Annotated in this window: 12 protein-coding genes, 1 tRNA gene and 1 pseudogene; 11 read left to right on the forward strand and 3 right to left on the reverse strand. The window is 71.0% G+C overall.

Annotation, left to right across the window (positions count from 1 at the left end):
• The first annotated feature begins 6 nt into the window (after positions 1–6).
• The 8 genes from EDM04_RS01455 to EDM04_RS01490 all read left to right on the forward strand — a co-directional run bounded on the left by EDM04_RS01455 (position 7) and on the right by EDM04_RS01490 (position 7,569).
• Positions 7–279, forward strand: coding sequence for a hypothetical protein (locus EDM04_RS01455; protein ID WP_012659832.1), 273 nt, complete (start codon positions 7–9; stop codon positions 277–279).
• Entirely contained in the window at positions 276–584 is a 309-nt protein-coding gene (locus EDM04_RS01460; protein ID WP_241154837.1) for a hypothetical protein, read from the forward strand. The genes EDM04_RS01455 and EDM04_RS01460 overlap by 4 nt, the downstream gene beginning before the upstream one ends.
• Positions 585–764: 180 nt before the next feature.
• On the forward strand, positions 765–1,532 hold the full coding sequence (locus tag EDM04_RS01465) for an AAA family ATPase (protein ID WP_123619401.1): 768 nt from the start codon (positions 765–767) through the stop codon (positions 1,530–1,532).
• Positions 1,529–2,125, forward strand: coding sequence for a hypothetical protein (locus EDM04_RS01470; protein WP_123619402.1), 597 nt, complete (start codon positions 1,529–1,531; stop codon positions 2,123–2,125). The genes EDM04_RS01465 and EDM04_RS01470 overlap by 4 nt, the downstream gene beginning before the upstream one ends.
• Positions 2,126–2,262: 137 nt before the next feature.
• Positions 2,263–2,892: a hypothetical protein gene (locus tag EDM04_RS01475; RefSeq protein ID WP_123619403.1), complete on the forward strand. Its 630-nt coding sequence runs from the start codon at positions 2,263–2,265 to the stop codon at positions 2,890–2,892.
• A gap of 324 nt (positions 2,893–3,216) precedes the next feature.
• Positions 3,217–5,547 carry a phosphoenolpyruvate synthase gene (gene ppsA, locus EDM04_RS01480; protein WP_123619404.1) on the forward strand — a complete coding sequence of 777 codons (2,331 nt, stop codon included), beginning with the start codon at positions 3,217–3,219 and terminating at the stop codon, positions 5,545–5,547.
• 82 nt (positions 5,548–5,629) lie between these two features.
• Positions 5,630–6,697 (forward strand): tyrosine decarboxylase MfnA, encoded by a 1,068-nt coding sequence (mfnA, locus tag EDM04_RS01485; RefSeq protein ID WP_123619405.1) that lies wholly within the window; start codon positions 5,630–5,632, stop codon positions 6,695–6,697.
• 209 nt (positions 6,698–6,906) lie between these two features.
• Positions 6,907–7,569 (forward strand): Dna2/Cas4 domain-containing protein, encoded by a 663-nt coding sequence (locus EDM04_RS01490; protein ID WP_123619406.1) that lies wholly within the window; start codon positions 6,907–6,909, stop codon positions 7,567–7,569.
• A gap of 5 nt (positions 7,570–7,574) precedes the next feature.
• Here the strand turns inward: EDM04_RS01490 and EDM04_RS01495 are convergent.
• Positions 7,575–8,062: pseudogene (locus EDM04_RS01495) on the reverse strand (cupin domain-containing protein).
• A 279-nt stretch (positions 8,063–8,341) separates the two neighbouring features.
• Between EDM04_RS01495 and EDM04_RS01500 the strand changes: the two are divergent.
• Both EDM04_RS01500 and EDM04_RS01505 read left to right on the forward strand, forming a co-directional pair.
• The gene (locus EDM04_RS01500; RefSeq protein WP_206424413.1) at positions 8,342–9,892 is read left to right on the forward strand and encodes a (R)-citramalate synthase; all 1,551 of its coding nucleotides are present in this window, start codon (positions 8,342–8,344) and stop codon (positions 9,890–9,892) included.
• Positions 9,893–9,974: 82 nt separating this feature from the next.
• A complete protein-coding gene (locus EDM04_RS01505; RefSeq protein ID WP_123619409.1) occupies positions 9,975–10,286 on the forward strand; it encodes a hypothetical protein in 312 nt (103 codons plus the stop codon).
• 78 nt (positions 10,287–10,364) lie between these two features.
• Here the strand turns inward: EDM04_RS01505 and EDM04_RS01510 are convergent.
• Positions 10,365–10,449, reverse strand: a tRNA-Ser gene (locus EDM04_RS01510).
• Positions 10,450–10,582: 133 nt separating this feature from the next.
• Between EDM04_RS01510 and EDM04_RS01515 the strand changes: the two genes are divergently transcribed.
• Positions 10,583–11,545: a MoxR family ATPase gene (locus tag EDM04_RS01515; RefSeq protein WP_123619410.1), complete on the forward strand. Its 963-nt coding sequence runs from the start codon at positions 10,583–10,585 to the stop codon at positions 11,543–11,545.
• Between the two features lie 18 nt (positions 11,546–11,563).
• Here EDM04_RS01515 and pyrE read toward each other — a convergent pair whose 3' ends face one another.
• A complete protein-coding gene (pyrE, locus tag EDM04_RS01520; protein ID WP_206424403.1) occupies positions 11,564–12,112 on the reverse strand; it encodes an orotate phosphoribosyltransferase in 549 nt (182 codons plus the stop codon).
• Between the last annotated feature and the right edge of the window lie 284 nt (positions 12,113–12,396).

A 12,396-nucleotide genomic window follows, 5' to 3' on the forward strand; every position in this document is an offset into this window, starting at 1 on the left:
GAACGCATGGGAGACGAGGAGACCGAGGGACCGATGTCTGCAGAGGAGTTCCGATCGCTGACGGACGGACTGGTTCGACAGAGCTCCGGCGGCGGGACCACCGTGTACAAGAACGCCGCGGGGGTCGGCTGTCCGAACCCCGACTGCGACCGCGGCGTCTTTCAGACGCTGTTCGTCAGCGACCACGGCTGGCAGCAGATCGGCGCGACCCGAGACGGGATCGATCTCTGCCTCTGTAACACCGAGTCGAAGCGGCTCGTCTTCATCCACGACGAGTGACCGCCGACGATGACGAAACAGTGAGCGACGAGTTCGATCCGGTCACCGCGTTACACGAACACCTCGCGGCCACCGAAGAGCGTCCCGTGGAGCGGGAGGCGGGCTGGCGGCTCGGCGAGGCACAGGCGCTGGCCGCGGAGATCGCCGACGGCGGGGTCGACCGAGCGACCGTCATCGGACGAGCCGACGAGATCCGGACGCTACTCGCCGAAATCGACCGTACTGGCGACCGGGAGGCTGATGACCACGTCGCCGCCGCACGAGAACTCGCGAACCGGATCGCGAATCGCACGGACGACGGGTGAACGCCAGTAGCCGACGCGGCACCCCCACTTCGTATTACTCGTCCGCCGCCGACGCTCCGCCGGCCTCCGCGGCGCATCGATTCGGATCGAGTTCCAACTCGATCGCCGCGGTCTCGTCCGGCGGCTCTCGCCGCGTCCGCGATGAACAGGTTTTAGCCGAGTGACCCGACAGATCGCGGCATGGTCGAGGCGTTCGCGGTCGCCAGCGGGAAGGGCGGCACGGGGAAGACGACGAGCACGCTCGCGCTGGGGATGGCGCTCGCCGAGGAGCACGACGTCACCGTCGTCGACGCCGACACGGGGATGGCGAACCTGCTGTTCCACGCCGGGCTCGACGACGCGGCGGTCACCCTCCACGACCTCCTCGTGGAGGGGACCGCGACGGCGGTCTCGGAGGCGACGTACGACCGCTTCGGGCTCTCCGTCGTCCCCTGCGGCACGTCGCTCGCCGGCTTCGAGGCGGCCGAGCCGGGTCGCCTCCGCGAGGTCGTCGCCGATCTCGCGAGCGACACCGACGTGCTGCTCCTCGACTCGCCGGCCGCGCTCGGCTCGAAGTCGGCGGTGTTACCGGTCGTCCTCGCCGACCGCGTCGTGGTCGTCGTCGAGCCGACGATCCCCGCGCTCTCCGACGGGCTGAAAGTACAGGAGTACGCGCGCTCGTACGGGACGGGGACGGCCGGCGTGCTGTTCAACAAGGTCCGCGACGACGCCGCCGACGTGGCCGATCAGGCCGAGAAGCGCTTCGGCGGCCCCGTCCTCGCCAACGTCCCCGACAGCGACGCCGTCAGGGCGGCGAGACGCGCCGGAGAGCCCCTGCTCGCGCACGCCCCCGAGAGCGAGCCGGCCGCCAGCTACCGGCGGGCCGCGGCCCGGCTCGACGTGCGCGACGGCGACGAGGGGGCCGTCGCCGACCGCTTCCGGAGCGCGGTCGTCCCCGACACGCCATGACCGGGACCGCGGAGTCGCCGGAGCTCCGGATCCCCCGCGGGGACCTGCTGCGCTCCCGCGTCGTCTCCGACGTGGGCACGACGCTCGACCGGGCGCTCGATCGCGAGCTGACCGGCTACGCGACCCTCGTGCCGCAGGAGACGCTCCTGCTGGAGGGCGACGCCCGCGGCGTCGTCACCTTCGCCGACGGCGTCCCCGTGCTCGCGTACAACACGGTGAGCGACAGCGGCGGGCCGGACGCCCTCGCCGAGCTCGCGGTCCCGGGTCCCTACCGCGTCGAGCTGTACGCGGTCGACGACGGCGCGCTGGAGACCGCCCACGAGGAGGAGGCGCTCCGCGTCGCCCCGGGCGCCGCGGCGACCGAGCTCGCCGACGACCAGGCGCTCGCCGACCGCACCCGCGACGCGGCCCCCGACGAGCGGCTGGACGCCGGCGGCGACGAGGACGGCGACGCGGTCGCCGCGTTCCTCGAAGACGACGAGCGGATCGACGCGATCCGCGAGCAGGCGCGCTCGGAGGCGGCGGAGCGGGCCTCGGAGTGGGGGCTCGACGACGCGCTCGCGGAGACGGACGAGAGCGGGTTCGACGGGTGACTCGCCACAGGGGTTAGGTCGCTCCGCGCCGTGTAACGGATATCACCGTCCTCCGCCTCCTCTGCCTGACCGCGCCGAACGACTTCGCCGACTGGTACGCCGCGAGCCGCGCGTACACCCGCCACGTCGCCGAGGGGATGGGGTTCGAGGGGGTCGACGCGCTCGACGGGACGCGGATCGCTACCGACCTCCGCGAGGATCCCTCCGGGCTGTCGCCCGCGGCGGCCCGTTCCGTCGCGGCGACGCTGCTCGCCGACGGGCGGTTCTCCGAGCCGTACTGCGAGTGGCTCCCGACGTGGTACGAGCTCGCCCTGATCGCGCCGGTCCGGTACGGGGAGTGGCGGCTCCGGCGAGTCGCCGCCGCGCTCGCGGACGCCGCGAGCGTGACCGTAACCGCGCCGCGGTTCTCGCGTCCGCGAGACGTGACGATCGACGGCAGACCTGCGCTCGCCCGCGTCTCCGGCTTCCGCGAGCGATTCCTGCTCGCCGACGCGCTGTTGCACTTGGAGTGGTTCGAGCACGCCGCGGCCGCCGACGGTATCGAGGTCCCGGCGGCGCTCGTCGACCGGACCCGCGAGGAGTCGCTGTCGTACTACGGCGGCGACCGCGACTGCCTCTCCGATCCGGTGCGGCGGTTCCAGCGGCTGCTGTTCGCCGACGACGCGTGGGTGCGACGGGTCGACGAGAGCTACGGGCTCGACAGCGGCCTGTTCGGCCTCTGGGAGCGATTCCTCCGCGCGGAGCGGGAGCGGCTCGCGTCGACGTGACGGGTCGATCGAAAGATGGGGTGTCCCGAGAGGCGTTACAGGACCGGTAACACGTTATCGACCCTGTCGTTGAATCGGGAGGTAAGTATTCCAGTGGACGGGTCATACGAGAGTGTACGAGCCGTCGACCGGTTCGTCGTTCCCCCGGGACGCTTCGGCCCTCTACCGCGTTTTCCGATCTCGCGTCCACCGGACACGACCAGTGGCGTCTCCGCCAGGTGCGTCCGACCCCACTGCGATCACTCGGCCGCGAGTAATCTTTTATTCACAGTTGCACTGGCCGGAAGCTTCATAGGTCGGCTCTCGGATCCTCCGAACACACGAATGGCAGTACTCTGGCTCGAGGATGTCGATGCCGACGACGTCGGGACCGTCGGCGGGAAGGCGGCTTCGCTCGGTGAACTCATCGGCGCTGGGCTCCCGGTTCCGCCGGGGTTCACCGTCACGGCGGGCACGTACCGCTCCTTCATCGAGGAGTCGGGAATCGACGAGGAGCTGTTCGCCGCGGTCGACGTCGATCCAGAGGACTCCGCCGCGCTTCGGGAGGCCGAAGAAACCGCGGCGGAGCTGATCTTGGAGACCCCGCTCCCCGACGACGTTCGCGACGAGATCGTCGAGAGATATCGGGCGATGGGCGACGACGCCGACGAGGCGTTCGTCGCGGTGCGCTCCTCGGCGACCGCCGAGGACCTCCCCGACTCCTCTTTTGCCGGCCAGCAGGAGACCTTCCTCAACGTCCGCGAGCGGGACCTGATCCGACGAGTGAAGGAGTGCTGGGCGTCGCTTTTCACCCAGCGCGCGATCTACTACCGGCAACAGCGGGGATTCCCGCACGCCGAGGTCGACATCGCGGTCGTGGTCCAGCGGATGGTCGACGCCGAGAAGTCCGGCGTGATGTTCACCAGCCACCCCTCGACCGGCGACCCGCAGATCACGATCGAGGCGGCCTGGGGACTCGGCGAGGCGGTCGTGTCCGGCACGGTCTCGCCGGACAACTACGTGTACGACCGCGAGCGGGCCACCGTCGACGAGGTGACCGTCGCGGACAAGAAGGTCGAGATGGTCAAGGACGCGGAGACGGGCGAGACCGTCACGCTGGACGTCGACGACGAACGCCGGAACAGCCGGGTGCTCTCCGACGCGGAGATCGGGGAGCTCGTCGAGCTCGGGAAGCGCGTCGAGGACCACTACGGGACGCCCCAAGACGTGGAGTGGGCGATCTACGACGGCGAGATCTACATGCTGCAGTCCCGTCCGATCACGACGATCCAAGAGGACGCCGGGAGCGAGGGGGAGACCAGCGAGAGCGGATCCGCGGGGAGCGCGAGCGGTGACGGCGGAACGGGCGACGTCGCCGCCGATACCGCCGAGAGCGACGACGTGCTCGTCGACGGCCTCGGCGCCAGTCCCGGCGTCGTCTCGGGGACGGTCCGTATCGTCCACAAGCTCGACCACCTCGATCAGGTGCAGGAGGGCGACGTGATGGTGACCGAGATGACGATGCCGGACATGGTCCCCGCGATGAAGCGCGCCGCCGGGATCGTCACGGACGAGGGGGGCATGACGAGCCACGCCGCGATCATCTCGCGGGAGCTCGGCGTTCCGGCCGTCGTCGGCACCGGGAACGGGACGCGGCTCCTGAGCGACGGACAGAACGTGACGCTCGACGGCGACAAGGGGACCGTCCGCGCCGGCGCCGACGAGGGGGCCGAATCCGGTGAGGAGTTCGAGCCGATCGAGGCCGCGCGGCCGGAGACCCCCGTCAAGCCGATGACAGCGACGGAGGTGAAAGTGAACGTCTCGATTCCGGAGGCGGCCGAGCGCGCGGCGGCGACGGGCGCAGACGGCGTCGGCCTGCTCCGGATCGAACACATGGTGCTGTCGCTCGGGAAGACCCCCGAGAAGTACATCGCCGACCACGGTGCCCGCGCGTATCAGGACGAGCTTATCGAGGGCGTCCGCCGCGTCGCAGACGAGTTCTACCCGCGGCCGGTCAGAGTCCGGACCATCGACGCCCCGACGGACGAGTTCCGGGAGCTGGAGGGCGGCGAGGGCGAGCCGGCCGAACACAACCCGATGCTCGGCTGGCGCGGGACCCGCCGGAGCCTCGACAAGCCCGAGCCGTTCCGACAGGAGCTCGCGGCGTTCGCCCGGCTCTACGAGATGGGGTACGACAACCTGGAGGTGATGTTCCCCCTCGTCAACGACGCGAGCGACGTCGAGGGGATCAAAGGACACATGCGCGAGTCCGGGATCGATCCCGAGACGCATCGGTGGGGCGTGATGATCGAGACCCCCGCGAGCGCGCTGCAGATCGAGGAGCTTGCGGCCGCCGGGATCGACTTCGCCTCCTTCGGGACGAACGACCTCACGCAGTACACGCTGGCGGTTGACCGCAACAACGAGCACGTCGCCGACCGGTTCGACGAGCTCCACCCGGCGGTGTTACAGCTCATCGGCGACACGATCGAGACGTGCCGGGAGCTCGGCGTCGACACCAGCATCTGCGGGCAGGCGGGGTCGAAGCCCGAGATGGTCGATTTCCTCGTCGAGGCGGGCGTCTCCTCGATCTCGGCGAACATCGACGCCGTGCGAGACGTGCAACACGAGGTCAAGCGGACCGAACAGCGACTCCTCCTCGACTCGGTCCGCTGACGCGATCGCGTGAGGCGATCCGCGCGGGGCGAATGCACCCGGAGCGGAACGGGTAAGACCCTCCGCGGCAACGTTCCGTCGAATGCAGCAGCCCGAGCCGCAGTCGTTCGACCGGGTGCTCTCCTCGATGTGCACCGAGCCGCATCCCGCGGCCCGCGCGGCGGCCGAGCGATTCCTCGCGACGAATCCGGGCGATCCGGCCACGTACGAGACAGTCGCGTCGCTGGAGGAGCGCGCGGTCGAACTGCTCGCGACGCTCGCGGATCACCCGACGCCGACCGACGCCGCGGGGTACGTCACCTCCGGCGGTACCGAGGCGAACGTGCAGGCGGTTCGGTCGGCGCGGAACCGTCACGACGCGGGCGACGTGAACGTCATCGTCCCCGAGAGCGGCCACTTCTCGTTTCACAAGGCCGCGGAGATGCTCGACGTCGAGCTCCGGACCGTGCCCGTCGGCGACGACTTCCGCGCCCGGACCGACGCGGTCGAAGCGGCCGTCGACTCGTCGACGGCGCTGGTCGTCGGCGTCGCCGGGAGCACGGAGTACGGTCGGGTCGATCCGATCCCGGAGCTCGCTCGGATCGCGCACGAGGCGGACGCTCTGATGCACGTCGACGCGGCGTGGGGCGGGTTCGTGCTCCCCTTCGCCGACGGCGAGTGGTCGTTCGGCGACGCCCCCGTCGACACGCTGACGGTCGACCCCCACAAGTTCGGACAGGCGGCGGTGCCGGCCGGCGGGCTGCTCGCCCGCGACGACGCGGCGCTGGACGCCCTCGCGGTCGACACACCCTACCTGGAGACGCGGTCGCAGGCCACGCTGACGGGCACGCGGAGCGGCGCGGGCGTCGCCGGGGCGGTGGCCGCGATGGAGGCGCTGTGGCCGGACGGCTACCGCGACGCGGTCGAGCGCGCGACCGACAACGCCGAGTGGCTCGCGGCGGCGCTCGACGAGCGCGGGTACGACGTGGTCGAGCCGGAGCTCCCGCTCGTCGCCGCGGCGCTCCCGGAGACCGAGTTCGGCGCGCTGCGCGAGGCGGGCTGGAAGGTCTCGCGGACGGCTCGCGGCGAACTGCGCGTCGTCTGCATGCCTCACGTGACGCGGGAGGCGCTCCGGGCATTCGTGGCCGACCTCGATCGGATCCGAGAGTAAGGGACAGAACGATGCCGTAGCTGACGGGGAACCCGCGTAGCGGAGCGGTCGGAGTGGCGAACAGGCGGCGCTTCTCGATCCCGGGCGGCTCGCCGCGCGACCGCCTCGACCGCGCCGGGACGGGAGTCAGTTCACGGGACGGTTGGTTCCGGTATCCGGGATAAATCGTCGGAACGGTCTTTTTCACCGATACCGCGGCCACGCCCGCCGTGATCCCCTTCAGCGACCTCTCCCGCGCCGCCTACTGTCCGCGACAGCTCTACTACGCGCGCCGCGACGACGACCGGGACGTCCCCGGCGACGCGAGGGCTCGGATCGACATCGCCTTCCGGTACCCGGCGCTCGTCGACGCGCCGGATTCGACGCTCCGGCGGCTCCCGATCCGTCGGTCGCCCGCCGCGTACCGTCGGAACCTCGCGCGGCTTCGCGAGCGCGACGACTACGACCGGCTCGCCGACCCGGATCACGAGCGCGTCTTCCGGTCCGGAAAGGACTGTCACGGGACGGTCCACAAGGTGCTCGCAGGCGAGACGGGATCTGTTCCTCCGGTCCCCACAGTCGTCTCACCGGGCGAGCCGCCGGAGAACGGCGTCTGGGAGCCGCAGGCGGTCAGGGCCGTCGCCGTCGCCAAGGCGGTCGCGTGGGAGCGCGAGCGCGAGGTGCCGCGCGCGCTGCTCGAGTACCCGAGCGTCGGGACCGTCCGCGAGGTCCGGCTCACGACGCGGAAGAAGGCCGCCTACCGGCGGGCGCTCCGGGCCGTCCGCGCGATCGACGGCCCGCCGTCGCGCGTCGACGACGACCGGTGTTCCGCCTGCGACTACCGGGACCGATGCGGCACCGGACGGCGGTCGTTCCGATCGCTGCTGGGGTGAGGTCTCTACGGCGAGAAGGAGGTGCCGCACTCGCGACAGATGAACCGGAACCGGCCCTCGTCGGTCAGCTCGGTGGCGTGCGTGCGCTCCTCGCCGCACTCGCGGCACTCGATCACGGATTCGATCTGGTCCCAATCGTGGCGCGCGCCCGGTGCGCCGAACGCCCACGCGACGACCTCCTCGTCGGCGTCCTCGCGCACGAAGCCGGACTGGAACTCGCCCGGCGCGAACCGGATCAGCTCGTCGGCCTCGACGTCGACCCGCTCGCGCTCGCGGCCCACCTCGAAGGTGGCGGTGCCCGAGAGCACGTAGAACACCTCCTCTTGGTCGCCGTGCGTGTGGAGTCCGCCCGAGAAGGCGTCGCCGGGGGCGAGCTCGAAGTAGTTCATCGCGACGTGCTCGGTGTCGAGCACCCTCGAGACCGGTTTTCGCACGTCGTGAACGCCCATCGGTTCGTGACGACGTCGACGTCGTCGATCGCGGTTTTCCGCATACTCGCCCGTCCGAGGGCGGCCGTATAACCGTGTCCCCGCCTCGGATCCGCGTCTCGGGGTCCGCGTTCGGTCAAAGCTGTCGAAACCCGACGACTTATCAGTGTGTGACTCGTCGGCACGCACACGAATGACACGAGACGATCGTGGTCGTTCGGAGGATAGAGGAAGTCGCCTCGCGGCGGCTGGCCGCGAAATTCTCCGGCGATAACGACTCCGGGGCGCGACCGCCCCGCGGCGGTACCGGCCCCGAACCCACCGACGAGCCGACGGACACCCTTTTGACCCGAACACCACTCACCACACTCGACGAGGTACAGCTGTTAGACACCACCCTGCGCGACGGCGAGCAGATGCCGGGCGTCTCGTTGACGCCGGCCGAGAAGGTCGACGTCGCCCGCGAGCTCGACGCCGCCGGGATGCACCTGATCGAGGCCGGCTCGGCGTGCACCTCGGAGGGCGAGCGCGAGGCGATCCGCCGGGTGGCCGGCGAGGGGCTCGACGCGACCGTGACGAGCTTCGCCCGCGGCGTGAAGCGGGACGTCGACCACGCGCTCGACTGCGGCGTCGACGGGATCAACCTCGTCGTCCCCGCGTCGGACAAACACGTCGAGACGAAGGTCGGGTCGACCCGCGACGACGTGGTCGAGCGGACGGTCGAACTCGTCGAGTACGCCACGGACCACGGGCTGTGGGTCGAGGTGCTCGGCGAGGACGGCTCCCGGGCCGACCTCGACTACCTCGAACGCCTGCTCGGGGCGGGTCTCGACGCCGGCGCCGACCGGATCTGCTACTGCGACACCGTCGGCGCGGCCGACCCCGAGCGCACCGCGGCGGTCGTCTCCCGGCTCGCCGACCGCGGGCCGACGAGCCTCCACACCCACGACGACCTCGGCTTCGGGGTGGCCAACGTCCACGCCGGGCTGAAGGCGGGCGCCGACACCGTCCACGGGACCGTCATGGGCGTCGGCGAGCGCGCCGGCAACGTCGCCCTCGAAGAAGTCGCCATCGCGCTCGACCGGTCGTACGGCGTCGACACCGTCGAGCTGGAGCGGCTCTACCGGCTCTGCCGGACCGTCTCGGAGGCGACCGGCGTCGCGCTCCCGCCGAACAAGGCGGTCTGCGGCGCCAACGCCTTCGCCCACGAGTCGGGGATTCACACCGACGGGACGCTGAAGGACGGGACGATGTACGAGCCGTACCCGCCGGAGACGGTGGGGCGGGAGCGCCGGCTCGTCCTCGGCAAGCACGCCGGGCGCGCCGGGGTCAAGGCGGCCCTCGCCGAACACGACGTGGCGGTCGACGACGACGAGCTGAGCGAGGTCGTGAGCCGCGTGAAGGAGCTCGGCGACCGCGGGAAGCGCGTCACCGACGCCGACCTCCTCGCGATCACCGAGGACGTGCAGGGCCGCGAGCGCGACCGCTACGTCGAGCTCGTCGACCTGTCGGCCACCTCCGGCGGGAACCTCCCGACGGCCTCGGTCCGGCTCCGCGTCGGCGACGAGGAGCGCGTCGCCTCCGGGACCGGGTCGGGCCCCGTCGACGCCGGGTTGGAGGCGGTCCGGGCCGCGCTGGCCGGCGACGGCGCCGGGGAGGGCGTCTCCTTCGAGCTCGATTCCTACCACGTCGACGCGATCACGGGCGGGACCGACGCGGTCGTCACCGTCGAGGTCGACCTCTCGCGGGGCGACCGGTCCGTGAGCGTCTCCTCGACCGACGCCGACATTACCCGCGCCAGCGTCGTCGCGATGGTGGACGGGTTGGACCGTCTGCTCTCCGCGGCCGCCGAGGACGGGTCGGCGCCGGACGCGGTCTCGCTCGCCGACGACTGAGGACGGAACGACAGGGCTGACAGAGCGGGCGGGCCGCCGTCGTCTGACGAGGTTTTTAAGCGATGCCGCCCGAACGGCGTCCGTGAGCGTCGTCGTCGCGGTGAAACCCTCCGCCCGAAAGCGAAACGCGAAGGTGGGCCGACTCGTCTTCGAGGACGGCTCCCGCCACGCGTTCGAGAGCCGCGCGGCCGCCGAGCGCTGGGCCGGCGATCTCTCGACGGGCGACGGCCACGTCTGGGTCGCGAGCGCGCACCCCCGCGACGGCGACGACGCCGACCTCTACCTCGTCTCGCGGGCGACCAACGCGAAGCTGGAGGCCGCTTACGACAAGCGCCGACGGCGGCTCCGCGGCGACACCACGCCCGAGCAGGAGTCTCTCGGCGGGGAGCCGTAGGCGATGTCCCTCAACGGGAAGCCGTAGGGAGTCGATCGGGAGAGTCCGGTCGCTACCGAACTGAGCGTCCGAAAGAAGCGCCGAGGCGGAGATTTGAACTCCGGTGTCCGAATGGACAGTAGATTTCGAATCTACCGCCTTGGCCAGGCTAGGCTACCTCGGCTCGTTTTTCGGTTGGCCGGTTTCGCTGTTATGCGTTTCGATCGCCGGCGGCGACTCGGGTCGGCCAGTGCTCCGTGATCGACGAATCCGCCTCCGCCGACAACGCTTTTCGGCGCGGATCGCGTGGGGGCGGTATGGACGTCCCCGAAGCCGCGGCGGCCTGTTCCCGCGTCGTCGACGAGGTCGGCGGCGCGGTCGTGGCCGACCGCGAGTTCCTCGACCGCGTCACGCTCGGCATCCTCACCCGCGGGCACGTCCTCTTGGAGGACGTGCCCGGCACCGGCAAGACCCTCTCGGCGCGCTCGTTCGCGACCGCGCTCGGCTTGGAGTTCTCGCGGGTCCAGTTCACTCCCGACCTCCTCCCGAGCGACGTGACCGGGACCAACGTGTTCGACGAGCGCGACGGCTCCTTCTCGTTTTCCCCCGGTCCGATCTTCGCGAACGTCGTGCTCGCGGACGAGATCAACCGCGCACCGCCGAAGACGCAGGCCGCCCTGCTGGAGGCGATGGAGGAGGGACAGGTGACCGTCGACGGGGAGACCCACGAGCTCCCGGACCCCTTCTACGTCATCGCGACGCAGAACCCGGTCGAGAGCGAGGGCGCGTTCCCCCTCCCCGAGGCCCAGCTCGACCGATTCGCGATCAAGACATCCATCGGCTACCCCGACGACGAGGGGGAGATCGAACTGCTCCGTCGGCGGGCGGGTCGGGTCGCGCAGGCGCCGACCGTCGAGCGCGTGCTCGATCCGGGCGCCGTGGCGGACCTCCGCGAGGTCCCCGAAACGATCCGCGTCGACGACGACCTCTTGGAGTACGTGGCCTCGATCGCCCGCGCGACCCGCGAGGACCGCCGCGTCGACGTCGGCGTCTCCCCGCGCGGCACCCAGCGGCTCTTCGAGACGTCGCGGGCCGCCGCGGTCGTCGCCGGTCGGGAGTTCGTCACGCCCGACGACGTGAAGCGCGTCGCGGAGCCGGCGCTGGCTCACCGGCTCGTGTTGACCCCGGACGCCGCCGTCAACGACGCCGACAAGCGCGACGTGATCGCCGACGTGCTCGACCGGGTCGCGGTGCCGACGGTGGACGCGGTCGAGGCGTAAGTTCGGGAGAGAAAGGCGCTACTCCGCGTCCCGCTCGGCCAGCAGTTCGGTCGCCGTGAGCAGCGACTCCAGTTCGATGTCGTGGTCGGCCAGCAGTTCCTCGGCGCCCTCCTCGCGGTCGACGACCACGAGCACGCGGTTCACCGTCGCGCCGGCCTCGCGGAGCGCCTCGACGGCGTCGACCGCGGACTGCCCGGTCGTGGCGATGTCCTCCAACACGACGACCTCCTCGCCCTCGTCGAGCCGGCCCTCGATGCGGTTGCCCGTGCCGTACTCCTTCGCCTGCTTGCGCGCGATGACGTACGGGCGGCCCATCTCGGCGGCCGTGACGGCCACGAGCGGGACCGCGCCCAGCGCGACGCCCGCGAGCTTCGCGTCCGTGTCGGCGAGCCGGGCGGCGAACGCCTCGCTCACGAGTCGGAGCGCGTCGGGGTCGGTCTCGAAGAGGTACTTGTCGACGTAGTAGTCGCTCGTTCCGCCGTGCGAGAGCTCGAACTCGCCGAACCGGACGGCGTCGGCCGCCCGCAGCGCGGCGATCAGCTCGCTCCGTCGCTCGTCGTCGGTCATACCGAGATAGCGCGCGGCGGCGATTATAAACGGGTCGGAACGCGAGCGATACCGGGAGTAGGTATTGCAGATCGGTGGCGGCGAGACCGTACTTAAACGAACTGTGAGCGGCAGCGACGATCACTTATAGAGTGCCGTACGGTGGCGCGTGCCTCCGAGCGGCCGACAGGCCGCGAGGAGTACGCGCGAGGGACGCGGCGACCGAAGGGAGCCGCGAGGCTGGGGAGGTGTGAGGCTGCGGTGCCGTGCGGTGCGGGTGGACTCAAAGGGGCAGCCGCGAGGCC

It is taken from the genome of Halorubrum sp. CSM-61, from assembly GCF_003781945.1.
Classification (GTDB): domain Archaea; phylum Halobacteriota; class Halobacteria; order Halobacteriales; family Haloferacaceae; genus Halorubrum.